We start from the raw sequence: 26,432 nt of genomic DNA, 5'->3' as shown, positions 1-26,432 counted from the left end.
GGCAAAGGCGCGGGAGCCCTCCGCTGGCTGCGGCATGGGCCTGCGGCTTACTCCGCCGGGCCGGCCTCTTCCTCCGCACCGTACTTCTGGAACAGCTGTCCCTGGAACATGAAGAAGGCAAACATCGCCACCGGCAGGCCGAAGGTCTTGAAATAAACCCAGGTTTCCTCGCTCTGGAAACGCCAGATCAGCTCATTTGCTACCGCCAGGGCAAAGAAAAAGAAACACAGCCGCCGGGTCAGGATCATCCAGCCCTCCTGCTGCAGCGGCATCACCTCTTCCATCACCACCTTCAGCCAGCTCTGCCCGCGCAAAAGGCCAATGCCCAGCAAACCGCCGAACAGCAGATAAAGCACCGTAGGCTTCATCTTGATGAAACGCTCGTCGTTGAACCAGACCGACATGCCGCCAAACAGCACCACCAGCACCAGCGTGACAAACTGCATCTTCGACAGGTGTCCGGTCAGCTTCCACAAGGCCATGGTCGAGGCCACCATCAGCGGGATGAAGGCGGCGGTGATGACGATGAAGCCCTTGTACTCGTTGCCGCCGATCAGAAAGACCTCGTCCTTCAGTTTCAGATAGCCAATGAAAAACAGCACGATGGGGCCGAATTCCAGCACCATCTTCAGGGTCGGGTTGATCTTCTTCGCCGCCATCGGGCCTCCGGTCTTCTCTGCTCGCGGTCTCAGCCGCCCATTTCCACTATCACGGCCCCCAGCGCGATCAAAGCCATCAGAGCGATCCGGCGCGGGCCCACGGTTTCCTTCAGCACCAGCCAGCCAATGAGGGCGGCAAAAACGGTGGAGGTCTCCCGCAGAACCGCTGCCTCGCCCACTTTGTCGAGCCGCGTGGCCAGCATGATGGCGCCAAAGGAGGCAAAGGCCACCAGCCCGCCGAAGACCCCTTTCAGCATCAAGGGACCAGGCGCGGGCGGCTCCGCCATCCTCCGCCAGCGGGCCAGCGCAATGAAAGGAAACACCAGCCCGTCGATCATGAAGAACCACGCCAGGAACGTGAACGGATCCGCGGTCGCCCGGATGCCGTAGGCGTCATATGTGGTGTAGCCTGCCACAAACAACCCGGTGATGAAGGCAAACAGCAGCGCAACTCCAAAGGTGTCGCGGTTGGTCTCAAGAAAGACGAAGTTGTAGGCCGCAAGACCAAAGATCCCGGCCAGCAGAACCGCCACCCCCAGCCATTGCAGCGGCGTGAAGACCTCGCCAAATAGGAAGTAGGAGCCGATCACCGTGAACAAGGGCCCGGTGCCGCGCACAACAGGGTAGACCACCGTATAGCTGCCCTTGGTATAGGCCATCGCCTGGAACAGCTTGTAGAACACATGGATGGCCCAGGCGGCGGCAAAGATCACCCACATATGCGGCTCGGGCCAGGGCACCACGAAGAAGGCAAAGGGCGCCGCCATCACGCAATAGGAGAAGTCGATCGCCCCGCGCGACAGCCAAGGGTCGTGGCGCCCCTTTTGCAGTGCGCCGAAGACCGCATGCAGGAAGGCGGCCCAGACAGCCAGGAACAGCGCCGCCTGATGCCCGGCCTCGGTGCCTTCCAGGGAGATCAGCCAATCACTCACAACAGGGCCTTTGCTCAGGCCGGCAGAGCCGGGGGTTTTCCACCCCCGGACCCCCGGAGGATATTTTCAGCCAGAAGAAGAGATCAGGATTTTTCCAGGCCGGTAAGGGCCGCGGCAAACTCTTCCGGATCGAAGGGGGCGAGGTCGTCGATCTGCTCGCCGACGCCGATGGCGTGGATCGGCAGGCCGAATTTGTCGGCCAGCGCCACCAGCACCCCGCCCTTGGCAGTACCGTCGAGCTTAGTCATCACCAGGCCGGAGACATCCGCCAGCTGCTGGAAGGTGCCAACCTGGCTCAGCGCGTTCTGCCCGGTAGTGGCATCCAGCACCAGAAGGGTGTTGTGGGGGGCGGTTTCGTCTTTTTTGCGGATCACGCGGACGATCTTGGCCAGTTCCTCCATCAGGTCGGCGCGGTTCTGCAAACGGCCCGCAGTGTCGATCATCAGAAGGTCGGCGCCTTCCTCCTGAGCTTTGGTCATCGCATCAAACGCCAGCGAGGCCGGATCGGAGCCTTCGGGTGCAGTCAGCACCGGCACCCCGGCGCGGTCGCCCCAGACCTGCAGCTGCTCCACCGCGGCGGCCCGGAAGGTGTCGCCCGCCGCAATCACCACCTTTTTGCCGGCGCCCTTGAACTGGCTTGCCAGCTTGCCGATGGTGGTGGTCTTGCCGGAGCCGTTGACGCCGACCACCAGAACCACCTGCGGGCGTTTGGCATAGATCGGCAGCGGTTTGGCCACCGGCTCCATGATGCGGGCCACTTCCTGCGCCAGCAATTCCTTGATCTCGCGGCTGGATACTTTCTTGCCCATCCGCCCCTCGGCCAGATTGGCGGTAACCCGCAGCGCCGTGTCCACGCCCATGTCGGCAGCGATCAGCAGCTCTTCCAGCTGCTCCAGCATGTCGTCGTCCAGCGCCCGGCGCGGCTCGGCAGCCGTGCCGCGGCCCATCAGGCGGCCCAGCAGCCCGGGCTTTTTCTCCGGCTCCGGTGCGGGCTGGGGCGCAGGCGCAGGTTCGGCGGCAGGCGCTGGCTCTGGTGCGGGCTCAGGTGCAGCCTGCCGGACCGGTTCGGGCTCAGGCTGCGGAACCGGAGCCGGTTCAGGCTGCGCCGCGGGTTCCGGCGCGGCAGTTGCCGCAGACGGTTCTGCCGGGGCGGCCTGCGGGTCCGCCGCACCGCCGTCCGCGCCATCCTCGACAATTGCGTCGAGCCCCTTCTCGAGCTTCGACGAGGATTTGAACAGCCGTTCCTTGAGCTTTGAGAAAAACGCCATACTGATCTCCGCAAAGGGGTTTGCCCCTCACCTAATGCGGATTTGCGCCGAGTGCAAAGCACCGGCGCCATCAGCGCCGCAAAAAATGCAGGCTGCGTTCAGGCTTGGCCACAGGCCGGGCGCTCTGGCACAATGGCGCCATGCGCCTGATACTGACGATTCCCCTTCTTGGCCTGCTGGCCTTGCCCGGCCCGGCAGCGGCGGGCGAGCCGCTCAACGCCGAGCAGTTCGATCGCTACACGCAAGGCCGCACGCTGTTCTACGGCTTTGGCGGCGCCATGTACGGGGTGGAGCGCTATTTGCCCGGACGGCGGGTGATCTGGTCCTTTCTCGACGGCAAATGCCAGGAGGGCAGCTGGTACGAGGACAACGGGCAGATCTGTTTCCTTTACCAGGACCGCGCCGACCCGCAGTGCTGGAGCTTTGAGCTGACCCCGGGCGGGCTGACGGCCCGGTTCGAAAACGACCCGGCCGCCACCGAATTGTATGAAGCCGAGGAGATCGGCGAGGAAATGCTGTGCTACGGCCCTGACGTTGGAGCCTAAGGCCGCTGTTGCGCAGTGAGTATTTAGTAAACCAGAAAGAAGCTGGAAACGCTTCCCTAGAACAACGAGCCTTGGTTGCCGCCGGTGTCCTGAGCTGGCTTGGAGGCCGTTTTTTTAGGTACCGCGGCTGTGTCCGGTGCGCCCAGATCCAAGGTACCGTCTGCAAATTCAATCTGCAGCGGGCCTGCCTTGGCAGCGGCGGTCTTTGAGGTGAGGATCTCCTCGCCCGAGCGCACAACGGCATAGCCGCGCTGCAGGGTAGCCTTGTAGCTGAGGATCTCCAGCTGGCGGCCTGCAGCGGCCAGCCCCTGGCGCTGCCGCTCAAGCCGTTGGGACTGGGCCGCGTCCAGCCGTTGCGCCAGCCGGCTGAGCGCGTCTTTCTGCACTGTCACCTCGCGTTCGATCGGGCGCAGGGTCAGGCGGGAGGAGAGGTTCTTCAGCCGGTCGCCGCGCGACTGCACCAGCGTGCGCAGGGTCGCAGGGCGCAAGGAGGCCGCGGTTTCGCTGAGCCGCAAACGGCGGCGCTGCACGCCTTGGATCAGCGCATTGGGCAGCCGGTCCGAAATCCGGTCCAGCCGCTGGCGCGGGGTTTCCAAAAGCGTGTCGGGTTTTGGCAGCGCCCGCGACAGATCGCCCAGCCGCTGACGGCGCAGCTGCACGGCCTGGCCTGCCGCACGGGTCAGCCGCGCACCCTGGTTTTCCGCCCAGGCCATCAGCTCCAGCCGCACTGGCACCGCCAGCTCGGCCGCCGCCGTCGGGGTCGGCGCCCGGCGGTCGGAGGTGAAATCGATCAGTGTGGTATCCGTCTCATGCCCGACGGCAGAGATCAGCGGGATTTGCGAGGCAGCGGCAGCGCGGGCCACGATCTCCTCGTTGAAGCCCCACAGATCCTCGATCGAGCCGCCGCCGCGGGCGACGATGATCAGATCCGGGCGCGGCAGCGCGCCGCCGGGGGTAAGGCGGTTGAAGCCGTCGATGGCGCGGGCCACTTCCGGCGCGCAGTTCTGCCCTTGGACAGCTACCGGCCAGACCAGAACCTTGCGCGGGAAGCGGTCGCGCAGCCGGTGCAGAATATCGCGGATCACCGCACCCGAAGGTGAAGTCACCACGCCGATGATCTGCGGCAGATACGGCAGCGGTTTCTTGCGTTCAGGGGCAAACAGCCCTTCGGCTTCCAGCTGCTTCTTGCGCTTCTCCAAGAGCGCCATCAGCGCGCCCTGCCCCGCAACCGCCACCTCATCCACGTTCATGTTGTATTTGGACTGGGCGCCAAAGGCCGTCAGGCGGCCAGTGACCACAACTTCCAGCCCTTCTTCCGGCACTACCGACAAGCCGGAGACCTGCCCCTTCCAAGTGGTGCAGGCCAGCACCGAGCGGTCATCCTTGATGTCGTAATAGAGATGCCCGGAGCGTGCCTTGAACACCCGGCCCACCTCGCCCTTTACACGGATGCGGCCAAAGGTGCCCTCCAGCGTGCGCTTCACCTCGCCGGAGATTTCCGAGACGGTGAATTCGGGGGCGTTCTGCCCCGGCTGAGGGTCATCAAAAAGATCGGACATCGGGGGCTGCTCTCCTGCGGCGCGCGGCGGGTCTTGTTTTGTCCGCAGCATAGTTGGCCGCCGCGCCAAGGCCAATCCCGGAAAGGCTCAATCGCCGCCGCAGCCGCCGCAGCCTCCTCCGCCACTCTGATGCAGCTTGCTTCTTGGCCCCAGGGCGATGACGTAGGCAATAAATAGAACGACGGCAAAGCCGAAGAATACCTCCAACCCGGTAGCCACTGCGGCAACAACACAGCTGGCGATTGCTGCCCAAAACAGGATTTCCTGCCGTCTTTCCCTTTTTGCCGGCCAATAGTCCCCGGGCGCTGCCACACCGAACTCCTGCTCATAAAGCGCAAGCGTTTCCAGATAGCGGGGATTGTCATGATGCCTGAGAGGGGACGGGATATGGTGCAGCTTGCGCCCCAGCACCTCCGGGCAAAAGTGGTCCCAGTAATCTTCGGTCAATGTGAGGTGCAGGTGCCAGACTGCGTCGATGACCGGCGAAGGAATGGCGCCGCGGCCTGACGCCAAACAGAGATAGGCGAACCTCAAATATTCATTGATGGCCACAGCGGTGACCCGCCGGTCCCAGCCGGTCTTTTTCCTGACGTAGTCATGAAAGGAGCTGCCGTCCTGCAACGTCAGGAACCGGTAATCCCTGATCCGCGCCCACAGCTCCGGGTTGGTCAAATTGCCCATAAAACAATGCATCTCTTGCTTGTCCGGCCCTCAATCACTAGACCGCGCCCAAGGCTTAGCAAGTGGAGAGCGACGTGAACATCCTTATCCTTGGCAGCGGCGGGCGCGAACATGCGCTGGCCTGGGCGGTGATGCAGAACCCCAAATGCGACAAGCTGATCGTGGCGCCGGGCAATGCCGGGATTGCGCAGATCGCCGATTGCGCCGCGTTCGACATCGAGGACGGCGGCGCGGTGGCTGCCTTTGCCGAGGAAAACGCCATTGATTTCGTGATCGTCGGCCCCGAAGCGCCGCTGGCCGCAGGCGTGGCCGACCGGCTGCGCGAAGCCGGGCTTTTGGTGTTCGGGCCTTCGGAAGCGGCGGCCAAGCTGGAGGCCTCCAAGAGCTTCACCAAGGAAATCTGCGACGCGGCCAAGGCCCCGACCGCAGGCTACGGCCATTTCATCGACGCTGATGCCGCCAAGGCGCATGTGCGCGAACACGGCGCTCCGACTGTGGTCAAGGCCGATGGTCTGGCAGCCGGCAAGGGCGTGATCATTGCGATGACCGAGGACGAAGCCATCGCCGCCATCGATGACATGTTCGGCGGTGCATTCGGCGGGGCCGGCGCCGAGGTGGTGATCGAGGAATTCATGGAAGGCGAAGAGGCCTCGCTGTTTGTGCTGGTAGACGGCGAGGACGTGCTGGCGATCGGCTCTGCCCAGGACCACAAGCGGGTGGGCGAAGGCGACACCGGCCTCAACACCGGCGGCATGGGCGCCTATTCGCCGGCACCGGTGCTGTCAGCCGAGATCGAAGCCCGCGCGATGGAAGAGATCGTGAAACCCACCATGCGGGTGATGGCCGAGCGCGGCATGCCGTATCAGGGGGTGCTTTACGCCGGCCTGATGATCAAAGACGGGCAGCCGCGGCTGGTGGAATACAACGTCCGCTTTGGCGACCCGGAATGCCAGGTGCTGATGATGCGCCTGGGTGCCCAGGCGCTGGATCTTATGCATGCCGCCGCCGAAGGCCGGCTGGCAGAAGCGCAGGTAAACTGGGCCGATGACCACGCAATCACCGTTGTGATGGCGGCTGCGGGCTATCCTGGATCTTATGAGAAAGGGTCCGAGATCAAGGGGCTGGACGCGCTGCCCGAGGACAGCAGCAACATGGTGTTCCACGCGGGCACCAAGGCGGAGGACGGCAAGGTGCTGGCGGTTGGCGGCCGGGTACTGAACGTGACCGCGCGCGGTGAAACCCTGCAAGAGGCCCGCGACCGGGCTTATGCGATGGTTGACGGGGTGGACTGGCCGCAAGGCTTCTTCCGCCGCGACATCGGCTGGCGCGCGCTGAAGTAAGCAGCCGCGGGCGGGGCGCTCCCGCCTGCGGCCGGCCAATCGAAGATTGACCGCTGCAGTTGGGCACAGCCGGGCGCCTAAGCGCCCGGCGGCCCCGAAAGATCACAACGTCCGGGCAGAGCTGCCTTGCCTTGGCGGCCGCAACTGTCCAGCTGCGGGCCCGCTCCAGGCCAGCAGCAATATCCAGCAGCATTCCTAGCAAGAAGCCAGAGTCCGGCCCCGGCCGCTAAAAAGGAGCCACCCGCCCTCACCCGGCAGCGGAGCGGCTTGGCGGCAAGTGTTCAGCCTGCGGTGCAGAGCTTACTGGAAAGCCGCCAGATCGCTCAGCATCAGGAACCGGCGCCGGAATTGATCCAGCATTTCCGGTTCCAGAAGATCTGCCGGATGCGTGGTTCCAAACGCTGCAAAAGTGCGGTCCTTCATCTCGTTGAGCTGGCGTTCAATATCCAGCTGGCCAAAGCCGGACGGCAGGCTGAGTGCCGTTTCGAAAACCGTCTTCAGGGGCGGTGAGCCGATGATGTTGTACCAATGGGCGTCCTCGCTGCCGCCCGAATCCGCAACGCTTTGCAGTTCCCGCTCAAACGCCAGCGCCAGCCGCATGTTCTGGTCGGTTTCCCCGATTTCGATCTCGAACTGCCGGGTGGTGTAAAGATCGGCCAGCTCTTCCGCGAACCCCTCCGGGTACACCCGCCCGGTCTCGCCCTTGTTGAAGGAAAAGGCATAGGCCATGGCCTGCATGCTTTTGTCCCGGTGCAGGTTGGCATAGGAAATGCTGGACGACAGATCCGAATCCAGGGTCCGGATCATGACGTCCAGTTCCGTGTCGCGGTGGCCAAGCCCGAAAATGTCCAGCGAAGCTTCGAACAGGCTCAGATCCAGGACGAGATCCGTGGCGCTTTCCAGCTCGTCCAGCCTGGGAGTGATTTCATCGGAAAAGACCTGCATCTTGCTGACATGCGCGGGCCATTCGTTCTGGAACGCTTCGGCGAAATCATAGAAGGCCAGGTTCTCTTCCTGGTTCACAAAAGATGCCGGGTCGGAAAGATCCGATTCCAGAACCTGCCGCAAGTAATCCTCGCCCGGATTGCCAAGCGAGAACTGCTCCAGCGAAGCCTCAAGCAGGGCGGAATTTCCCAGCAGCTCTTCCGGGTCCGTTATTCCGTTGATGTCCGGCCAGCCGAAGCCAAACGCCTCTGACACGGCAAGATAGCGCGTGTCTTCCAGCTGATTGACAAAGGAATCCGGATCGGTGGTATCCGAATTCAGCACCCGCCGCAGGAAATCCGGGCTGGTCCGTTCCAAGTCGAACGTGTCAATGACCGCCTGCAGAAGCGTCTCATCCTCCAAGAGGTCATCGGCGCTGGCCAGCCCCTCGGTGTGTTTGTTGAACTCGCCGACCAGGGCCTGGATGTCGTTCTCATACTCCCGCGGGGCGCCGAAATTGAACTGGCGGGAAAAATCCGCAAAGCGCGGGTCCGACAGTTTGTTGGCGAAGGATTCCGGATCGTTCAGGTCGGATTCCAGCACCTTCTGCAGGAAGAACTGGTTATTCTCCATCCCTTCCAGCCCGGCATTGCTGAGCGCCTTGCGCAGCAGCGTGCCGTTTGACAGAAGTTCATCCGGCGAGGCGATGCCCGCAAATTCGTCGCCGGCCCGGGCACTGGGAAGCTTGGGGCCATCGTCGCTGCCAAAGCCGAAGGTTTCAGCCAGCGCCTGGTACCTGCTGTCATTCAGGCGGCTTACAAAGGACAGCGGATCATCCACATCGGATTCGAGCACTTTCTTGATGAAGGCCCGGTTGCCGATGTCCTCGTCCAGACCGAAAGCGCCAAGGGTCACAGTCAGCAGGTTGTAGTCATCCAGCAGCTGATCCGGCGTTTGGATGCTGGTGATGCGCTGGGTAAAGTCCTGGAGCGTCCGGTCAAGCACCGGGGATTGTTCGAAAACCTCCATCTGCTTTTCCTGGGTCCGCTGCAGAAAAGTCCATCCGGCGATCCCGGTTCCGAATACATAAGGGGTAAAGCTCACGCGCCTGTCTCCTGTAAAGCCGGTCCAGGCAAAGTGCCGCCCGGTTCTGCCCGTTCGGGGGAGAATAGGCTGAAGATGGTGAATAAATCTGAAACACAGGGCACGTCCGCAGCAAACCGCGCGTCCGGCGCCGCGCTGCGGCCAGGGCTGCGGCGGTGCTCCTGCCTGTTCCAGCCACGCCTTGCGGAGCGGCCTCTCAGTTGGGCCTGGCGCCGCGCTGACGCGCGGCGCGGACAGCGCTCAGTTGCAGGCCAGGCTGTCCTGCAGCCCTCTGTCCGGCGGGAACGGACCAATATCGCGGCTGCTGATTCTGCCATCTTCCAGCCGGGAGGCGATAACCCTGTCCCAACCGGCGCTGACCGTGATCAGCTCCGGCCCCTGGCCGCAATCGCGGATGCCGGAAGTGATGAATTCCTCGCCGATCCGGTGATTGGTCAGCCCCGCCTTACTGGCAACCTCGGCCAGTTCACCATCCTTGTAGCGCCAGATCCTCAGCGTCTTAGCCAGATGCGGGCGGTCGATATAGGCGATCTCCACATGCCCGTCGCCGTCCAGATCCGCCGCGCCGATGGGGGCCAGCCAGCGGTTCCGGGTGCCGATCGGCGGTGTTGCCGCAAGCAGCTCTGCGCGGCGGCTGTAGACCTCCAGCCTGGCGCCGTCAGCTACAGAGCTGTGCACCGCGATCACCTCAGGCAGGCCATCCCCGTCCAGGTCCGCCAAGCGCGGTGCGGTATCCTCGAACACATGCCCCTGCGGCAGGGCGGCCTCGGCCGGGCAGGTAATACGGCTGCTGCCAGGCCGGTACACATGGATTGTCAGCGCTTTCGCATCCTTCAGCCCGCCCAGGACACCGTGGCCATATTCGCCGGTCGCGCCCGCATAGGCTGCGAACATCCTGAGCTCCGCATTCCGCGGCGCCCAGAACTCATGCCGGCCGCCTGCGGTCCGGTTGGCAAAGGCGGCCTCCGCACTGCGTCCCGGCAGGCCGCGCTCAGGGTAGCTGGCTTCACACGCAGACGCTGCCTGCGCCGCCAGCCACAGGCACCCCGCCAGCCCGGCGCTGCGGACCCGGGCGGCCCCCACACGCAGGGGCCGGCGCAGCGCCCTGTTCCGCATCAGATCTGCTTTTCAGGCATATGCACAACCAGGCCGTCCAGCGCGTCGCTCACCTTGATCTGGCAGGTCAGGCGCGAGCGGGCCGGATCGGGCTCATAGGCAAAGTCCAGCATGTCCTCTTCCATGTCGTCCTTGGCCGGCAGCTTCTCGACCCAGTCCGGCGCGATGTACACGTGGCAGGTCGAGCAGGCGCAGGCGCCGCCGCAATCGGCTTCGATGCCGGGGATGTTGTTGTCGCGCGCGCCTTCCATCACGGTCAGCCCGTTGGCGACATCCACGACGTGCTCGGTGCCGTTGTGCTCGATGTAAGTGATCTTTGCCATTGTCAGCTCTCTTCCCTTTTCCGGTACTTGGGCGACTGTGTAGCCAAGCGCCTGCGCCGGTGCCAGCCCCAATTGCGACCCGATGCTGACGCTGCTGGACTTTCCCGCACTATGTTCTACATTTGTTCACGTCAGATAATTCTCATCCGCGGAGCCGTTTTCCTCATGCCAGCCCCTGCCGCTGCCGCGCCCTGCACTCCTCAGCATGCTCCCGGCCCCTGGCCGCGCCCGCCCCACTGCCTGCCCGCCGCCCGGCTGCTGGAGCCGCCGGAGAACGCCCGCATCACCGTCGCCGGGCTGGTGATCCTGCGCCAGCGCCCGGGCACCGCCAAGGGCGTGATCTTCGTCACGCTGGAGGACGAGACCGGCGTGGTCAACGTGATCGTCTGGCGCAAAATCTACGAGGCCTTCCGCCGCGCGGTGATCTCGGGCCGGCTGCTGCGCGTCACCGGGCGGCTGCAGCGCTCCCACTCCGTCACCCATGTGATCGCCGAGACGGTCGAGGACATCTCCCCCATGCTTGATCTCCTGCTGGCAGAACAAAGCCGCCAGCACGATCCGGCCTTTGCGCCAGGCCCGGAACTCGGCTAGGCTGCCGCCAAAGCAACGGCGCCCGGACCGGCAGGAAACACTCGCAGGGGCGCTGACAGAGGCAACCGGGCATGAAGCCACCGAAATCCCCCCTCAGCCGGCGCTTTGCGCCCGCACTGCTGCTGGCAGCCCTGGCGGCACTGCCTGCCTGTGTCCAGCCGCAGCCCGGCAGCAGCGTCCAGCGCGAGGGCCGCTATGCCCCGCCCGGCGCGCCGCCCGGCAGCTGCTGGAGCAAACACACCACACCAGCGGTGATTGAAACCGTCACCAGCCAGGTGCTTGCGGAACCGGCGCAGCTGGACAGCAGCGGCCAGGTTGTCCGCCCGGCAGCCTTCCGCACCGAGACCAGCCAGCAGATCGTGCAGCCGCGCCAGGACCATTGGTTCGAAATCCCCTGCCCGGCCTCGATGACCCCGGATTTCATCCGCACGATCCAGCGGGCGCTGGCGGCCCGGGGCCTCTACCGCGGTCCCATTCATGGGCAGATGGACAAAGCCACCCGCAAGGCCGTGCAGCGCTACCAGGCACCGCAGGGGCTGGACAGCGGCACCCTGTCGCTGGCCTCCGCCCGCAAGCTGGGGCTGGTTGCCGTGGCCGGCTGAACCAAACGGTTCAGCTGCCCGGTTCCCCGCGGCTCAGCCCTCTGCTAAGGTCCGGCCAGACTGGGCCACAGACGCGAAAGAATTGCACATGCTGAAAATCCGCCTGCCCGATACCGGCTTTCTCTCCGGCGCTTCTGGTCCGTTGCGGCGGATGCTGGAAAGCCAGGCCACCGAGGTGCGCCTGCGACAGGGCGAGGTGCTGTTCGAGCAGGGCGACCCTGGCGACGCGCTGTACGCCATTACTGAAGGCGCATTGGAATTCTCGGTGCTCTCAGCCTCGGGCCGCAAACTGTCGCTCGACATGATGCGCCCCGGCGCGGTGTTCGGCGAGATCACCCTCTTTGACCCCGGCGAGCGCACCGCAACTGCCATCGCTGCCGAGCCCAGCCGGGTGCTGCGCCTGCGCAGCGGCGATGTGCTGGAGCAGATCCGCCGCCATCCCGACCTTGCCGCCGACCTTCTGCGGCTGGCGGGCCAGCGGATGCGCTGGATGAACACCCAGCTCAACGAGCAGGTGTTCCTGCCGATGCCGGTGCGGCTGGCGCGCAAGCTGCTGTACCTGTCGCCCGAGGCCAGCGACGGGCGCGTTGCCCTATCTCAGGCCGAGCTCGCCGAGTTCGTCGGCGCCACCCGCGAAGCCGTCTCCAAAACCCTTGCCGCCTGGAAACGCAGCGGCCTGGTCAGCATCAGCCGCGGCGGCGTGCAAATCCTGGACCGCGAAGAGCTGGCGGTACTGGCAGAACCCGACTCCATCTGATCTTCAGGCCCGGAAATCTGCAGGAAAATCCGCGTTCTGTAATCCGGGTTACAGAAGCCGGCCTGGATCCCGGCGATAACCGCGGCATAGACGGCCGTTATCCGTTCCATCCCAACGGCCGCCTGTCCAACAAGAGCCATGTGCCCGCCAGCACATGGCTCTTCCCTTTTGCGGCCTCACCGCCCGCTGCGGCCGGGTGTGCCCGAATTCTGCAAGCATTCCGGGCCGTGCCCCGCCAGCCGCACCAGAATCGCGCTGCGGGTTGCAAACCCTTGGTCCCTGCCAGGCACACAACGACTTCAAGACCACGAAAAAAGGCCGGGCAAACACCCGGCCTTCCGTTTTGCGCAGCGATAGTCGCCGCCGCTTATTCGCTCAGGTTCAGCGCCACAAAACGCGGCTCACCGCCGCGGCGCACCAGCAGCAGCAAGGACTTGCGGCCCGCCTCCTTGGCTTCCGACACCCGGGCCTCCAGCTCGCTGATGGAGGAAACCTTCTGCTGCCCCGCCTCGGTGATCACATCCCCGGCGCGCAGCCCCTTCTCCCAGGCTTCCGAGGTTTCGTCGACGGACAGGATTGCCAGCCCCTCGATCCCTTCGGCCACGTTCAGCTCGCCGCGCAGCTGGTCGTTCAGGACGCCAACCGACAACCCCAGCAGCTCTTTTTCGGAAACATCCGGCTGACCGCCTTCGCTGCTCTCCGGACCGGAGGCGACACGTTCCGCATCCTCGCGGCGGCCCAGAGTCACCCGCAGGGTCTCGGTCTTGCCTTCGCGATAGACCACCAGCCGCACCGTCTTGCCGACATCGGCATTGCCGACTTGGCGCACCAGAGCGCGGGTGTCCTTCACGTCGACCCCGTCAAAGCTGACAATCACATCGCCGGCCAGCACGCCCGCTTCTTTGGCAGGGCCCTCAGGCACATCGGTGACCAGCGCGCCGCGGGCTTTCTCAAGACCGATCGCCTCGGCCAGATCCGCATCCACATCCTGGATCTTCACACCCAGCCAGCCGCGCCGGGTCTCGCCGAATTCCTTCAGCTGATCGACCACTTTGACCACCACATTGGAGGCCATCGAGAAACCGATGCCGATCGAACCGCCATTGGGCGACAGAATCGCAGTGTTCACCCCGACCACATCGCCGTCCATGTTGAACAGCGGCCCGCCCGAGTTGCCCCGGTTGATCGCCGCATCGGTCTGGATGTAGTCGTCATAAGAGCCCGAAAGCTCGCGGTTGCGGGCCGACACGATGCCGGCCGAGACCGAAAACCCCTGTCCCAGCGGGTTGCCCATCGCCACCACCCAGTCCCCGACACGGGCGGTGTCGCTGTCGCCGAATTTCACGAACTTCAGCGGCATCGGCGCCTCGACCTTCAACAGCGCAATATCGGTGTTGGGATCGGTGCCGATCACCTTGGCGGGCAGCAGCTCCTTGGGCTGGCCTTCACCGGGGAAGAACTCGATCTCGATCTCATCGGCGCCTTCGATCACATGGTTGTTGGTGACGATATAGCCATCCTCGGAGATCACAAAACCCGAGCCCAGCGCCGAAGACCGGCGCGGCCGGTCGCCGTTGCCATTGTTGCGGTCCTGAAATTCGCGGAAGAAATCCTCGAACGGCGAGCCCTCCGGGACGATGCCCTGCGGGCCGGTGCGCCCCTCCACCACGGTGGTGGTGGTGATGTTGACCACCGAGGGGCTCACCTCTTCGGCGAGCGGCGCCAGGCTCTCGGGCCGCGCCGTCGCAGAGACCGCCTGCACCAGCAGAACCGCCATGCTCAGCACCGCAAGCCACATCAGGCGCATCATCGCGCTGCTGCCGCTTGCCTGGCGGGAAATTGCAATTGCCTGTGGCTGCACGGAACTACTCCTTGTCATCTTTTCATTCTTCTAATTTTCTCCTCCGCCCGGGCGGGCGCTGAGGCCGGTAATGCCGGAAGGAGTCTTGTTGAATCCAATGTAGGAACTTCCGCCCGTGCCGCAACAAATGTTGCAAGGAATAAAGCCCCTGTGACCCGGTTTCATTTGCACAGCGGCAGGCGCGCTCCCTGCTGGGGGCATCCTAGCAGGGAACGATTACGTTTTCGCTGAAAATCTACGGGGAAAAGCGCGCCTCAAATCCCGAACCGGAAGGCCAGCCAGACCAGGATCAGCCCCAGCGCCAGCGCCGCCAGCCCGGCATTGCGGCGCTCAGCCTCGGTTAGCGTGCGCAGGATTTCCAGCAGCCGCTCCACAAGCGAAGGGGCCAGTGCGTACACCAGCCCCTCTGCAATCAGTACCAGCCCGAGGGCCAGGAGGATGAACCCCATTACTGCGTGACCGCCTTGCCGTCCGAGGACTTCAGGTAGTTGAAGAACTCGTTGTCCGGCGACAGCACCAGCGAGGAATTTCCGGCCAAGAGCGAATTCGCATAGGCGTTCAGCGAGCGGTAGAACTCGAAGAACTCCGCGTCGCGGCCATAGGCCGAAGCAAAGATCGCGTTACGCTCGGCGTCGGCTTCACCGCGGATCACCTCGGCTTCGCGCTCTGCCTCGGAGACCAGCTCGACCTCGGTCCGGTCTGCCTGGGCACGCACGCGCTGCGCCGCCTCTTCACCGCGGGCGATCTCGTCCGCCGCTTCCCGCTCACGCTCGGCGCGCATCCGGGCAAAGGTGGCTTCCAGGTTGGCCTGCGGCAAGTCGGTGCGCTTCAGGCGCACGTCGATCACCTCAAGACCCAGCTGGCGGGCCTGGGCAATCGCGCCATTGCGGATACGCAGCATCAGCGCAAAACGGTCCGACGACAGGATGTCGTTAGAGGACACCGAACCCAGAACCTCACGGGTCTGCGCCCGCATGATCTTGTCCAGACGCAGCTCGGCACCGCCGATACCGCCGCCGCCGACTGCCTGACGGAAAGTTTCCACGTCAGAGATCCGGTAGCGTGCAAAGGCATCCACGATCAGGCGGCGGTCATCCAGAGGGGTGACCTCCAGCGGGCCGACCTCAACACTGAGGATGCGGTCGTCATAGCGCACCACGTTGTCCACCACCGGCAGCTTGAACGCCAGGCCCGGGGTTTCCTGCACATCAACCACCCGGCCAAAGCGCAGCACCAGCGCCTTCTGGCGCTCGTCCACGATAAAGATCGAGGACAGCAGCGCGATGACCAGAACCACCAGAAGCGGCAGAAGAAGAGTCGTTTTCCGCATCAGTTGCCCCCCTGCGGTTTGCGCAGCTCGTTGAGCGGCAGATAGGGCACGACGCCCTGGCCGTTGCCGCCGCCGGTTTCATCCAGGATGATCTTGTCCACGCGGCCAAGAACCTCTTCCATGGTTTCCAGGTACAGGCGCTTGCGGGTCACTTCCGGCGCTTTCTGGTATTCCTCCAGAACGGCGGTAAAGCGGCTTGCCTCACCCTGCGCTTCGTTCACCACCTGTGCGCGGTAGGCCTCGGCCTCTTCCAGCGTCTGCGCGGCCTGGCCGCGGGCGCCAGCCAGCTTGCGGTTGGCATAGGCATCAGCCTGTTTCTCCAGACGGTCGCGCTCCTGGCCCGCCGACTGCACTTCGCGGAAGGCATCTTTCACCGGCTCCGGCGGGTCGGCACCGTCAAAGTTCACCCGGATGATGTTCACGCCGCTGTTGTAGCTGTCGAGCGTGGTCTGAATCAGTTCTTCCAGACGGGCAGTGATCGCACCGCGGTCGCGGTTCAGGATCGGCGCCAGCTCGGATTGCGCGATAATCTCGCGCATCGCCGATTCCGACACCGCGTTGATGGTGGTGCGCGGGTCAGCCAGGTTGAACAGGTATTTCGCCGGGTCCGAGATATTCCAGACCACCTGGAAATCCACGTCGATGATGTTCTCATCGCCGGTCAGCATCAGGCCTGCATCGCCGCCGCGCGAACCGGCGCCGATGTTTTCGGTCTGCTCCACGCGGACCGGGATCACTTCATAGGTAACCAGCGGCCAGGGGGCAAAGTTCAGGCCCGGCTGGCCGGTCTCCAGATACTCACCCAGGAACAGCTCTACCGACTGTTCTTCCGGCTTGACGGTGTAGAAGCTGGAAAAGCCCCACAGCACCGCGGCTGCAACAGCGCCCAGCGCCAAAGTGCCCTTGGTGAACAGCGGCGCGCCGCCGCCTCCGCCGCCGCGCCCGCCGCGGCCGCCGCCGGAACCGCCGCGCCCGCCCATCAGGACGCGCAGCTGCTCCTGGCCTTTCTTCACCAGTTCATCAATCTCGGGGATCTGGTTGTCGTCCGGCTTGCGGCCGCCGCCGCCATTGTTGCCGCCGCCATTATTGCCCCGGTTGCCTCCGCCGCCAGAGGAGCCACCGCCCCCCCATGGGCCACCGCTATTGCCCGCCATTTGTCTCCTATCCGTTTGCTGCCGCCCATGATGCATGACGATGGGCGGCATAAGTTCTGGTTCTTGCCGGAACGTTCGATCAGGTCGAGCGCACCGGAGTCTTCAGCGTTACCAACTCTTCCGACATTGTCGGGTGCACCGCAACCGTGCGGTCGAAATCTTCCTTGGTTGCACCCATTTTTACTGCGATTCCGGCCAGCTGGATCATTTCTCCGGCTCCGGGTGCGACAATATGGCAGCCCAGCACCTTGCGGGTCGCCTTGCTGACCACCAGCTTCATCAGCACTTTCTGGGCCCGGCCCGCAAAGCTCTGCTGCATCGGCTTGAAGGAGGTGGCATAAACCTCAACCGGCTCCTGTGCCGCCGCCTCTTCTTCGCTGAGGCCCACGGTGCCCATCTCGGGCTGGGTAAAGATCGCCGTCGGGATCAGGTCGTGGTCCGGGCTGGTGGGGTTGCCTTTGAACACGGTCTCGACAAAGGCCATGCCCTCGCGGATCGCCACCGGCGTCAGGTTCACCCGGTCGGTCACGTCGCCCACTGCAAAGACCGAAGGAACGGCCGTCTGGCTGTAGGCATCGACCACGATAGCGCCGCCTTTGCCGCGCTCGATGCCGATCTCTTCAAGCCCGAGGTTGTTCGCATTCGGAGCCCGTCCGGTGGCGTACATCACCTTGTCGAACAGATGGGTATTGCCGTGGGTGTCGGTCACCCGGATCTTACCGCCCTCTTCGCGCATCTCGGTGACATTGGTGTTCAGCTGCAGGTTTACACCTGCCTCTGCCATGCCTTCGGCCACCACATTGCGGGCTTCCTCGTCAAAGCCGCGCAGGATCTGCGGACCGCGATAGAACTGAGTGGTCTTCACACCCAGCCCGTTCATGATGCCCGCAAACTCGGACGCGATATAGCCGCCGCCGACGATCAGGATCGACTCCGGCAGTTCATCCAGGTGGAAAATCTCGTTCGAGGTGATCGCCAGCTCCGAGCCCGGGAACTCCGGCACAGTCGGCCAGCCGCCGGTGGCGATCAGAATGTGCTTGGCGGTCTTGCGGGTGCCGTCGGCCAGTTCGACCGTATGGGCATCGGCCAGCTTGGCGCGCTGGTCAAAGCTTTCGACCCCGTTGTTTTTCAGGATGTTGCGATAGATGCCTTCCAGCCGGTCCAGCTCTGCATGCAGCTTGCCCTTGAAGGTGTCCCAGCTGAAGTCGCCCGCCTTGATATCCCAGCCATAAGCCTGTGCATCTTCGACCATGCCCGAGTATTCGGAAGCGAAAACCATCAGCTTCTTCGGCACGCAGCCGCGGATCACGCAGGTGCCGCCATAGCGGTCTTCCTCGGCCAGCGCCACCTTGACGCCTTCCTGCGCCGCCACGCGGGCTGCGCGCACCCCGCCCGAGCCGCCGCCGATGACAAACAGATCGTAATCAAAGCTCATGAATTTCCGCCCTTTGCAGTTCTTGTGCTGGTATCCCACAACCGGAGACCAAACGCCATATGCCCAAGTGGGCGTTCCTGCGCCGCTTTCAACCTTCGGCGCTGATTTCACGCAGGTTTGTGAGGCGGAAAACTCTCATTTCGGTTAAAGCGCGCCCCGCAGCAATGCTGCCGGGGCGCTGCCCGGCGGCGGGCGGAACCGGATTGCCCGCCGCCACTGTAAAAGCGAGCCTCCGGCGCGGCGCAGAGACGGCCCGCCGAACGATACCTTAAAGCAGCTTAATCCTGGAGGTCGGTGAACAGGTTGTCGTTCTCAACAAAATCCAGCTTGTCCTTCTCGACGGTGCCCTCGTTGATATCGCGCACCTCGACCCGCCCGTCGCCATAGCCGATCACCACGGTGTCGCAGATGTCGATGAACAGCCCGTTCTCGACCACGCCGGGGATCTGGTTCAGCACCAGCGCCAATTGGCGGCAATTGCCGATACGGTTCAAATGCAGATCCAGGATGTAATTGCCCTCGTCGGTCACAAACGGCGCATCGCCGTTCATCCGCAGAGTGGTGCTGCGGCCCATCACATCCATCGATACCAGGGTCTCCTCCAGCAGCGCCTGGCTGCTCTGCCAGCCAAAGGGCAGCACCTCCACCGGCAGCGGAAAGGCCCCCAGCCGCTCCACCGATTTGCTGGCATCGGCAATCACCACCATCTGGTCCGAGGCGGTGGCAACAATTTTCTCCTGCAGATGCGCGCCGCCGCCCCCTTTGATCAGGTTCAGATCAGCATCGAACTCATCCGCACCGTCGATGGTCATGTCCAGCCATTTGACCTCGTCCAGCGACACCACGTTGATGCCGACGTCCCGCGCCAGCGCCGCGGTGCGCGACGACGTCGGCACCGCTGTGATCCGCAGCCCGTCGCGGTTCACCATCTCACCCAGGCAGCGCACCAGCCAGGCCGCGGTGGAGCCTGTCCCCAGGCCGACCCGCATTCCGTCCTCAACCAGCTCGGCCGCGCGCTTGGCTGCAACGAATTTCGCCTTGTCGATCGGCGACAGTTCTCCGGACATCAGGGGTCTCCATGCAAAAGCTTTTGCAAAACTTATAGGCGGTTCGCACGCGCCGCGCGAGGGGCTCGCAACGGTTTTACCGGGGCTGGCTGGAAATCCGTCCGCCCCGGGCTATAGCTCATTTTGCTAGGGGACACTTATTCATGCTGAACTTCGATGAAGAGACGACCCGCCTGCTCGAGGACGCTTACCAGGGTGCCGATGTTTCGCGACGGCGGCGGGCCACATTTGATGCGCTGGCTCCTGAAGCCGGCGAGCACATCCTGGACCTGGGCTGCGGCAACGGGCTTTTGACGCTGGAACTGTCCCGCGCTGTCGGGCCAGGCGGCCATGTGACCGGGCTGGACGCCAGCCCGCAGATGCTGGCTGCGGCACGCCAGCGCATCAACGGCCGGGACAATGTGACGCTGGTTGAAGGCCACGCTGCCCGCCTGCCGTTCGGCAAAGCCAGCTTCGACAAGGCCGCAGCGCTGCAGCTGTTCGAGTATCTGACAGACCGCCGCCCTGCCCTGCGCGCTCTGCACCAGGTGCTAAAGCCCGGTGGGCTCTTGGTTGTGGGTGACATCCACTGGGACACCCTGGCCTGGCACAGCGACAACACCCGGCGCATGGAGCGGATGCTCGAGGCCTGGGGCCGCCACATGGCCGAGCGCGCCCTGCCGGCACTGCTGCCCTCCGAACTGCGCACCTGCGGCTATCGGCCCGGCGGCATCCACCCGGTCACCATATGCGACACAGCTCTGCGCCCGGACGGGCTGGCAGCAATGATGATCCAGCTGATCCGGGCCTTTGCCGTGGACATCGGCGCCGCCGACGCAGACGACGCAGAGGCCTGGGTGCACGAACAGCAGGAACTGGCAGAAGAAGGCCGCTTCTTCCTGTCGCTGACGCATTTTGTCTGCACGGCCCGGCGGATCTGACCCGGCGCCCCGTTTCCCGGTGCACGCCCCGGGGCTGCGGCAGCGCTCCCGCGCCTTTGAGCCTCATCAAAGATGAGCCGCAAAGCCTTGGGCATGGCAGCCCGCCTGCGGCGCGCTGCGCCCCCGCTTCTTTCCGGTCCCAAATACTCATTCCGCCAGCCGCCGCGGCCGGCGCCGTCCGGGGCTGGCGGGCCCGTGCCTCCACCCGGAAACGGTATGCGACCGCCGGCAGAGAATACCTCTGGCAAGCGGTCCGTTTGCAGCCTAAGAAACATGCATCACAAAGGCGGGTTTCCTATTGGAAACGCCGGAAATGAACACACGCCGCGACGCTTTGCGACATAAAATTGCGCCATGACTCAGGACTACCGCCTCCACTACGCCCCCGACAACGCCTCGCTGATCATCCGCTTGGTGCTGGAGGAGCTTGGCCAGAGCTATGAAACGGTGCTGGTCGACCGGGCCGCAGACGCCCAGCGCAGCCCGGCGTATCTGGCGCTCAATCCCAACGGGCTGATCCCGGTGCTGGAAACCCCCGCCGGCCCGATGTTCGAGACTTCCGCCATTCTCCTGTGGCTGGCGGACCGGCATGGCGCCATGGCACCCGCCGCGGATGCGCCGGAGCGGGCCGCCTTCCTGAAATGGCTGTTCTTTGCCTCCAACACGCTGCACGCCGATCTGCGGATGCTGTTCTACCCCGAGAAATACATCGGCGCCGGTACCGAACAGCAGGACCAGCTGCGCAAGGTCCTGCGCCAGCGGCTGCACCAGCATCTGACCAACCTTGACCGCGCCGCCGCCGACCGTCCTGCCTGGCTGGGCGCGCCGGTGCCGTCGGTGCTGGACTATTACCTTGCCTGCCAGATGCGCTGGATGGCGCTATACCCGGCGAACACCAGCAAATCCTGGTTCGTCATGGCCCAGTACCCGCACCTCCAGCGCCTCTGCTCCGCGCTGGAGCACCGCCCCGCCGTTTCTGTTGCCCGCGAGGCCGAGGGCCTCGGCGCGACCCCGTTCACTTCCCCCGTCTATGCCAATCCCCCAGAAGGATCAGCCACCTAATGTTCCTCTCCGTCTTCGACATGTTCAAGGTGGGCATCGGCCCCTCCTCCTCGCACACCATGGGCCCGATGGTCGCCGCCGCGCGCTTCCTCGACATGATGCGCGCGTCGCCCTTCGAGTTCCACGGCCTGCGCGCCTCGCTGCACGGCTCGCTCGCCTTCACCGGCTTCGGCCACGCCACCGACCGCGCCACCATCCTGGGCCTCGGCGGCTTTGTCGCCCATGACTATGATGACGAAAAGGCCGAGGCCTTCCTGGCGGAGCTGAACAAGACCCACACCATGCACCCCGAAGGGCTGGGCGAGCTGCACTTCGACCCCAAGGCCGACATGATCTTTGACTACGATCATGCGCTGCCGGGCCATTCCAACGGCATGATCCTGATGGCCACCGATGCCCAGGGCGACGTGATCCTGAAACAGGTGTTCTACTCGATCGGCGGCGGCTTTGTTGTCACCGAGGAAGAATTGGCCGCAGGCAAGGCGACCGACGAAGGCGACCCGGTGCCGTTCCCGTTCAAATCCGCAGCCGAGATGCTGGAGATGGCCAAATCCAGCGGCAAGTCCATCGCGGACATGAAACGCGCCAACGAGATTGCCCGCGGCTGCGAGGACAGCCTCGCCAAGGGCACCGCCCGCATCTGGCAGGTGATGAACGACTGCATCAACCGCGGGCTGGAGCGCGACGGCATCCTGCCCGGCGGCCTCAAGGTGCGCCGCCGCGCCAAGGGCATCTATGACGCGCTGATGGCAGAACGCGGCATGAACCTGACCGCGCCGCACACCATCAACGACTGGATGAGCGTCTATGCGATGGCAGTGAACGAGGAAAACGCGGCCGGCGGCCAGGTTGTGACCGCCCCCACCAACGGCGCCGCAGGCACCCTGCCGGCGGTGATCCGCTACTACCTCGACCACGTGCCGGGCGCGTCTGAATCCCATGTCGAGGATTTCCTGCTGACCGCCGCCGCCATTGCCGGCTTGGTGAAATACAACGCGTCGATTTCCGGCGCCGAGGCTGGCTGCCAGGCTGAGGTCGGCTCGGCCTCCGCCATGTCCGCCGCAGGCCTCTGCGCGGTGATGGGCGGCACGCCGGAACAGGTGGAGAACGCTGCCGAGATCGCGCTGGAGCATCACCTCGGCATGACCTGCGACCCGGTCAAAGGCCTGGTGCAGGTCCCCTGCATCGAGCGCAACGGCCTAGCCGCGATCAAGGCGGTCTCCGCGGCTTCCCTGGCACTCCGTGGCGACGGCCAGCACTTCGTGCCGCTGGACGCCTGCATCGAAACCATGCGCCAGACCGGCGCCGACATGCACGACAAGTACAAAGAAACCTCGCTCGGCGGCCTCGCCGTGAACGTGCCGAACTGCTGACGCAAAGATGTTCCGTCTTTCCTGGGCCGTGTCACGCAGTGGCACGGCCCACGCCTGACCTTCCCGTCTTGCCGGAGGCAAGCTTTCAGCATGACGAAGGCGCATTCGCGCCCTCCCAAGGTCAGGCCCGGGCCTTGTGCTGCAAGACGGCAGCAAGAAAACGCACCAAATCCTTTGCCGGATGCCGGCGTTCCCCTCCATTCCCCGCAACTCCAGCTTGCGCCGCACACCGCGCAGGCCTAGCGTGGCGCCATGACACAGGACCGCCCCCTCCTCGGCATCGCCCTGATGCTGGGCTTCTGCGTGACCATCCCGGTCTGCGACGCCATCGCCAAGCTGCTGGGCGCCCATATCCCCGTCGGGCAGATCGTCTTTGCCCGCTTCGGGTTCCAGGCCGCGCTGCTGGTCCCCCTTGCCTGGTTGCTCGGGCTTTCCCTGAAAATGCCCCGCCATGTGCTGCCCTACGTGCTGCTTCGCACCCTGCTGCAAATGGGCGGCGTCGGCGCCATGTTCACCGCCTTCAAATACCTGCCGCTGGCAGATGCGGTGGCGATTGCCTTTGTGATGCCCTTCATCATGCTGCTCCTGGGCAAATACGTGCTGAACGAGGACGTCGGGCTGCGCCGCCTCGGCGCCTGCGTCGTCGGCTTCACCGGCACCCTGCTGGTGATTCAGCCCAGTTTTGCCGCGGTGGGGTGGAACGCGCTTTGGCCCGTCCTGGTGGCGGTGATCTTTGCCCTCTTCATGCTGGTGACCCGCAAGATCGCCAAGGAGACCGAGCCGGTCCCGCTGCAGGCGGTCTGCGGCCTCCTGGCCAGCTTCTTTATGCTGCCGATGCTGTGGTTCGGCGACAGCGCCGGGTTTGATGGCCTCAACTTCAACGCCCCGCCCAGCCATACCTGGTGGCTGCTGACCGCCACCGGCGTGCTCGGCACCATTGCGCACCTCTTGATGACCTGGAGCCTGCGCTACGCCCCCACCGCAACGCTTGCCTCGATGCAATACCTCGAGATCCCGGTGGCGGTGTTCTTCGGCTGGCTGATCTTTTCAGAACTCCCCAACACGCTTGCCGCGTTCGGCATCCTGCTGACCATCAGCGCGGGTCTTTATGCTGTGCTGCGCGAGCGCAGGGCCTCGGAAACCGAAGAACGCATCAACCCCGCCTGAAGCCCCCGGTCAATCCCGCCTAGGGCCGGCGCCCGTTAATCCCGCCTGAGCGCGTTCATCACATCCCGCAGCAGCCGCCGCGGCACAATCACCAGCAGGCCAAGCCCTTCCGGCTCCAGCCGCACCGGCCCCGTTGCCCGGTTTGAGGTGCCGATCCGCCCCATCGGCGACATGCGCAAACCGTCAATCGGCCATTCCAGCCCCTCTGACCGCCCCGCTGCCGGCTGCATCGGAAACAGCGAGATCACCTCGCCTGCCTTTGCGGGCAGCGCCACCGGATGAGTCAGGTGAAAGATCACCTCGGTCTCCCCCACCAGCACGCAAGGCGCATCATGCCCCTGCACCAGAGTATTGAAGGCCGCCAGCTGGTGATCCACCCGCGCGCCCAGAAACCCCACCGCCAGCACCACCGGCGCCGCAATTGAACGCAGCGCCTTGTCGAAATCAGTGCTGTCCTGCTCCGCCACAGGGTGCAGGCTCTCGGGTGGCAGCTGCACCCGAACGGCCTCGCTTAACGAGTCGAAATCCCCGATCACCGCCTGCGGCACATGCCCCGCCGCCAGCGCCGCCGCCGCGCCGCCGTCAGCCGCCACCAGCACCGGTGCCAGCGCCAAAGCCTCCTCCAGCGCCCCCAAAGCGATTTCTCCACCGCCCACCAGGGTGATTGGTTCGATTTCATCAACAATCTTCGCGTTCATGGGCGCCATTCCTGCCAGTTTTGGAAACAGGTCACAATGTGAACACAAAATGATACGATCAATTGCACGGATTCGAGCAAAATTGGTCCTTCTAGCCAATATGGTGAACGACAGCGAATGTGACGAAGACGAGCGAGCTGATGGTACATAACAACAAAGTCTTGACCGTATCCTATGGAACCTTTTCCTGCACATTGGAAGGGTTTGAGGATTCCTTCGGCACAATGAAAGCGATTGCCGAGTATTTCCGCGACCTTGCGGCCGATGACCGGTACTTCGGTGCCGAGCCGCCGCAACCCGATGCGGACATGCTGGCACGCATTGCCCAGCGCGAGATTGCCCGCCAGGTCGAGGCCCGCACCAGCGAAGGCGGCATCCACCTGCGCGCCGCCACCCCGGCGCTTGGCGCCGCCGCGGCCGAAACCCCGGCGCCTGCTCCCGCACCCGCGGCTGCCCCGGCAGCCGCGCCGGCTGCTGAACAGCCCGCCCCCGCAGTTGAAGCGCCCGCCGCTCAGCCCGCAGCAGAAGCCCCCGCAGCACCGGCCATGGAAGCTGAGGCTCCGGCACCGGAAGCTGTTGCAGAAGAGATCGCTGAACCGGCAGCCGCCCCCGCCGAAGAGGTCGCCGCCGAGGTTACCCCGGCCCCGGAACCTGTGGCCGAGACTGAAGTTGCTGAGACCGAAACTGTTGCCGAAGACATCCAGGAAGCGCCCGCCGAGGCGGTAGAGCCGGAAGCGGTTGCAAAAGAAGCACCCGAAGCCGAAGCCGAAGCCGAAGCCGAAGCCGAAGACACCATCGCGGCTGTGCTGGAAACCGCAAGCGACGACACTCCCGCCGAGGCCGAAGCCCCGGAAGTTGAACTGCTTGAGGTCAACGAGGCCGAGGCAGAGGCAGAGGCCGGAGCCGGGGAAGAACCCGTAGCGGAAGAGATCCAGCCCGAGCCCGCAGCAGCGGACGCCGGCGAGGACACCGTGCCCGCCGCCGACAGCATTGCTGCCAAGCTGCAGCGCATCCGCGCAGTGGTCGCTCAGGCGCCCGAAGAGGATTTCAGCGAAGACGAGCACGCCGACGACGTGCTGGAAAACGCCGCCGAGGAAATCTCATCCGCGCTGCTGGCTGATGACGGCGAAGGCGAGCCGGATTTCGACGACGAGGGCGACGACGAGATCGCCAAGGCGCTGGACCGTCTGGACCTGGGCGCACCCGCCGCCGCGCAACCAGCCGAAGCCGATGCCGAGGCCGCCCTGGGCGATCCGGATGAAGCCTTTGACGACAGCCTGTTCAAAAATCTGCAGGCCGCCGCCGAAGATGACTCCACCGGTGATGAAGACCGCGGGGAAAGCATTGCAGATCCCGAGCCCGAGGAAGCCGCCGCGCCGCAACGACCGCCGGTGCGCGTCCGCATTGCCAAGGTCAAGCGCAGCGATTTTGAAAGAGCTGTTGCGACGGGCCGGCTGCAGGAAGCTGCGGACGGTGCCCAGGAAGCTGCAGACAGCGCCAAGGATGACCAGGCCGAAGACGCGCTTTCGCAGGAGGACGAAGCCGACCTGATGCGCGAGCTGGCCGAAGTCGAGGCTGAAATCCTCGCCGCGTCGGAACAGCCCGAAGAAACCGCGGCCGATGCTGCCGGGGAAGCCCCCGGGGCCGCCCCGCAAGCCGCCGCCGGCCTTGCCGACAGCGATGTCACCCGGCTGATGGCTGCGGCCGATGAAAAGCTGGAGGATCCTGACGCCGCTTCCTCGCGTGAGGCCTACAGCCAGCTGCGGGCCGCGGTTGCCGCCACCAAGGCCGATGGCCCGGCTGGTACCACCGGCAGCGACGAGGCCAAACCCTACCGCGACGATCTGGCCAGCGTGGTGCGCCCGCGCCGCCCGGAAACCCGCCCCGCCGCCTCCACCCGCCCTGCAAGCCCGGCATCGCGCCCGGCCCCGCTGAAGCTGGTGGCGGCCCAGCGCATTGATGAA

The 26,432-nt window shown here is 64.7% G+C and carries 25 protein-coding genes; 10 read left to right on the top strand and 15 right to left on the bottom strand.

Features of this window, described 5'->3' with window-relative positions:
* Positions 1–47: 47 nt before the first annotated feature.
* The 3 genes from RA19_RS23455 to ftsY all read right to left on the bottom strand — a co-directional run bounded on the left by RA19_RS23455 (position 48) and on the right by ftsY (position 2,859).
* On the bottom strand, positions 48–659 hold the full coding sequence (locus tag RA19_RS23455) for an inner membrane-spanning protein YciB (RefSeq protein ID WP_039167603.1): 612 nt from the start codon (positions 657–659) through the stop codon (positions 48–50).
* 29 nt (positions 660–688) lie between these two features.
* Positions 689–1,591, bottom strand: coding sequence for a DMT family transporter (locus tag RA19_RS23450; protein ID WP_039167600.1), 903 nt, complete (start codon positions 1,589–1,591; stop codon positions 689–691).
* 83 nt (positions 1,592–1,674) lie between these two features.
* The gene (gene ftsY / locus RA19_RS23445) at positions 1,675–2,859 is read right to left on the bottom strand and encodes a signal recognition particle-docking protein FtsY (protein WP_039167599.1); all 1,185 of its coding nucleotides are present in this window, start codon (positions 2,857–2,859) and stop codon (positions 1,675–1,677) included.
* A gap of 140 nt (positions 2,860–2,999) precedes the next feature.
* Here ftsY and RA19_RS23440 point away from each other — a divergent pair, with 140 nt between their 5' ends.
* On the top strand, positions 3,000–3,404 hold the full coding sequence (locus tag RA19_RS23440) for a hypothetical protein (RefSeq protein ID WP_039167811.1): 405 nt from the start codon (positions 3,000–3,002) through the stop codon (positions 3,402–3,404).
* 56 nt (positions 3,405–3,460) lie between these two features.
* On the opposite strand, the gene xseA is transcribed toward RA19_RS23440, so the two are convergent.
* Both xseA and RA19_RS25970 read right to left on the bottom strand, forming a co-directional pair.
* On the bottom strand, positions 3,461–4,963 hold the full coding sequence (xseA, locus tag RA19_RS23435) for an exodeoxyribonuclease VII large subunit (protein ID WP_039167597.1): 1,503 nt from the start codon (positions 4,961–4,963) through the stop codon (positions 3,461–3,463).
* Between the two features lie 87 nt (positions 4,964–5,050).
* Complete coding sequence (locus tag RA19_RS25970) at positions 5,051–5,644, bottom strand: glycine-rich domain-containing protein (RefSeq protein WP_052262016.1); 594 nt, start codon at positions 5,642–5,644, stop codon at positions 5,051–5,053.
* Between the two features lie 74 nt (positions 5,645–5,718).
* Here RA19_RS25970 and purD point away from each other — a divergent pair, with 74 nt between their 5' ends.
* Entirely contained in the window at positions 5,719–6,984 is a 1,266-nt protein-coding gene (gene purD / locus RA19_RS23425; protein WP_039167594.1) for a phosphoribosylamine--glycine ligase, read from the top strand.
* 300 nt (positions 6,985–7,284) lie between these two features.
* On the opposite strand, the gene RA19_RS23420 is transcribed toward purD, so the two are convergent.
* From RA19_RS23420 to RA19_RS23410, 3 genes are all read right to left on the bottom strand, one after another.
* A complete protein-coding gene (locus RA19_RS23420; RefSeq protein ID WP_039167590.1) occupies positions 7,285–9,012 on the bottom strand; it encodes a DUF1217 domain-containing protein in 1,728 nt (575 codons plus the stop codon).
* Between the two features lie 240 nt (positions 9,013–9,252).
* The gene (locus RA19_RS26315; RefSeq protein WP_082020658.1) at positions 9,253–10,128 is read right to left on the bottom strand and encodes an FG-GAP repeat domain-containing protein; all 876 of its coding nucleotides are present in this window, start codon (positions 10,126–10,128) and stop codon (positions 9,253–9,255) included.
* Positions 10,128–10,451 (bottom strand): 2Fe-2S iron-sulfur cluster-binding protein, encoded by a 324-nt coding sequence (locus RA19_RS23410; protein WP_039167587.1) that lies wholly within the window; start codon positions 10,449–10,451, stop codon positions 10,128–10,130. Before RA19_RS23410 ends, RA19_RS26315 begins: the two co-directional genes overlap by 1 nt.
* Before the next feature lie 165 nt (positions 10,452–10,616).
* Here RA19_RS23410 and RA19_RS23405 point away from each other — a divergent pair, with 165 nt between their 5' ends.
* From RA19_RS23405 to RA19_RS23395, 3 genes are all read left to right on the top strand, one after another.
* On the top strand, positions 10,617–11,042 hold the full coding sequence (locus RA19_RS23405) for an OB-fold nucleic acid binding domain-containing protein (RefSeq protein WP_039167583.1): 426 nt from the start codon (positions 10,617–10,619) through the stop codon (positions 11,040–11,042).
* Between the two features lie 71 nt (positions 11,043–11,113).
* Positions 11,114–11,644 carry a peptidoglycan-binding domain-containing protein gene (locus RA19_RS23400; RefSeq protein ID WP_039167575.1) on the top strand — a complete coding sequence of 177 codons (531 nt, stop codon included), beginning with the start codon at positions 11,114–11,116 and terminating at the stop codon, positions 11,642–11,644.
* Positions 11,645–11,732: 88 nt separating this feature from the next.
* Positions 11,733–12,401 (top strand): Crp/Fnr family transcriptional regulator, encoded by a 669-nt coding sequence (locus RA19_RS23395; RefSeq protein WP_039167557.1) that lies wholly within the window; start codon positions 11,733–11,735, stop codon positions 12,399–12,401.
* Between the two features lie 367 nt (positions 12,402–12,768).
* On the opposite strand, the gene RA19_RS23390 is transcribed toward RA19_RS23395, so the two are convergent.
* The 6 genes from RA19_RS23390 to rpiA all read right to left on the bottom strand — a co-directional run bounded on the left by RA19_RS23390 (position 12,769) and on the right by rpiA (position 19,248).
* Positions 12,769–14,262, bottom strand: a complete 1,494-nt coding sequence (locus RA19_RS23390; protein WP_039167552.1) for a Do family serine endopeptidase — start codon at positions 14,260–14,262, stop codon at positions 12,769–12,771.
* 254 nt (positions 14,263–14,516) lie between these two features.
* Positions 14,517–14,711: a DUF2065 family protein gene (locus tag RA19_RS23385; protein ID WP_039167551.1), complete on the bottom strand. Its 195-nt coding sequence runs from the start codon at positions 14,709–14,711 to the stop codon at positions 14,517–14,519.
* Positions 14,711–15,592 (bottom strand): protease modulator HflC, encoded by an 882-nt coding sequence (gene hflC, locus RA19_RS23380; protein ID WP_039167550.1) that lies wholly within the window; start codon positions 15,590–15,592, stop codon positions 14,711–14,713. The genes RA19_RS23385 and hflC overlap by 1 nt, the downstream gene beginning before the upstream one ends.
* On the bottom strand, positions 15,592–16,746 hold the full coding sequence (gene hflK, locus RA19_RS23375) for an FtsH protease activity modulator HflK (protein WP_039167543.1): 1,155 nt from the start codon (positions 16,744–16,746) through the stop codon (positions 15,592–15,594). Before hflK ends, hflC begins: the two co-directional genes overlap by 1 nt.
* A gap of 79 nt (positions 16,747–16,825) precedes the next feature.
* On the bottom strand, positions 16,826–18,181 hold the full coding sequence (gene gor / locus RA19_RS23370) for a glutathione-disulfide reductase (protein ID WP_039167537.1): 1,356 nt from the start codon (positions 18,179–18,181) through the stop codon (positions 16,826–16,828).
* A gap of 278 nt (positions 18,182–18,459) precedes the next feature.
* Positions 18,460–19,248 (bottom strand): ribose-5-phosphate isomerase RpiA, encoded by a 789-nt coding sequence (gene rpiA / locus RA19_RS23365; RefSeq protein WP_039167534.1) that lies wholly within the window; start codon positions 19,246–19,248, stop codon positions 18,460–18,462.
* A gap of 143 nt (positions 19,249–19,391) precedes the next feature.
* Here rpiA and RA19_RS23360 point away from each other — a divergent pair, with 143 nt between their 5' ends.
* The 4 genes from RA19_RS23360 to RA19_RS23345 all read left to right on the top strand — a co-directional run bounded on the left by RA19_RS23360 (position 19,392) and on the right by RA19_RS23345 (position 23,770).
* The gene (locus RA19_RS23360; protein WP_039167530.1) at positions 19,392–20,168 is read left to right on the top strand and encodes a methyltransferase domain-containing protein; all 777 of its coding nucleotides are present in this window, start codon (positions 19,392–19,394) and stop codon (positions 20,166–20,168) included.
* A 354-nt stretch (positions 20,169–20,522) separates the two neighbouring features.
* The gene (locus tag RA19_RS23355) at positions 20,523–21,230 is read left to right on the top strand and encodes a glutathione S-transferase family protein (RefSeq protein WP_039167529.1); all 708 of its coding nucleotides are present in this window, start codon (positions 20,523–20,525) and stop codon (positions 21,228–21,230) included.
* Positions 21,230–22,603: an L-serine ammonia-lyase gene (locus tag RA19_RS23350; RefSeq protein ID WP_039167527.1), complete on the top strand. Its 1,374-nt coding sequence runs from the start codon at positions 21,230–21,232 to the stop codon at positions 22,601–22,603. Before RA19_RS23355 ends, RA19_RS23350 begins: the two co-directional genes overlap by 1 nt.
* Positions 22,604–22,855: 252 nt before the next feature.
* The gene (locus RA19_RS23345) at positions 22,856–23,770 is read left to right on the top strand and encodes a DMT family transporter (protein WP_039167526.1); all 915 of its coding nucleotides are present in this window, start codon (positions 22,856–22,858) and stop codon (positions 23,768–23,770) included.
* A 35-nt stretch (positions 23,771–23,805) separates the two neighbouring features.
* On the opposite strand, the gene RA19_RS23340 is transcribed toward RA19_RS23345, so the two are convergent.
* On the bottom strand, positions 23,806–24,468 hold the full coding sequence (locus tag RA19_RS23340; RefSeq protein ID WP_039167525.1) for a thiamine diphosphokinase: 663 nt from the start codon (positions 24,466–24,468) through the stop codon (positions 23,806–23,808).
* A 119-nt stretch (positions 24,469–24,587) separates the two neighbouring features.
* Here RA19_RS23340 and RA19_RS23335 point away from each other — a divergent pair.
* Positions 24,588–26,432 (top strand): chemotaxis protein CheA (locus RA19_RS23335; protein ID WP_152615854.1); only part of this gene is annotated, 1,845 nt, incomplete at its 3' end.

The organism is Leisingera sp. ANG-M1 (genome assembly GCF_000813745.1).
Lineage (GTDB): Bacteria > Pseudomonadota > Alphaproteobacteria > Rhodobacterales > Rhodobacteraceae > Leisingera.
The sequence above is the reverse complement of the archived record's forward strand: the minus strand, read 5'-3'. Positions and strand labels throughout refer to the sequence as shown.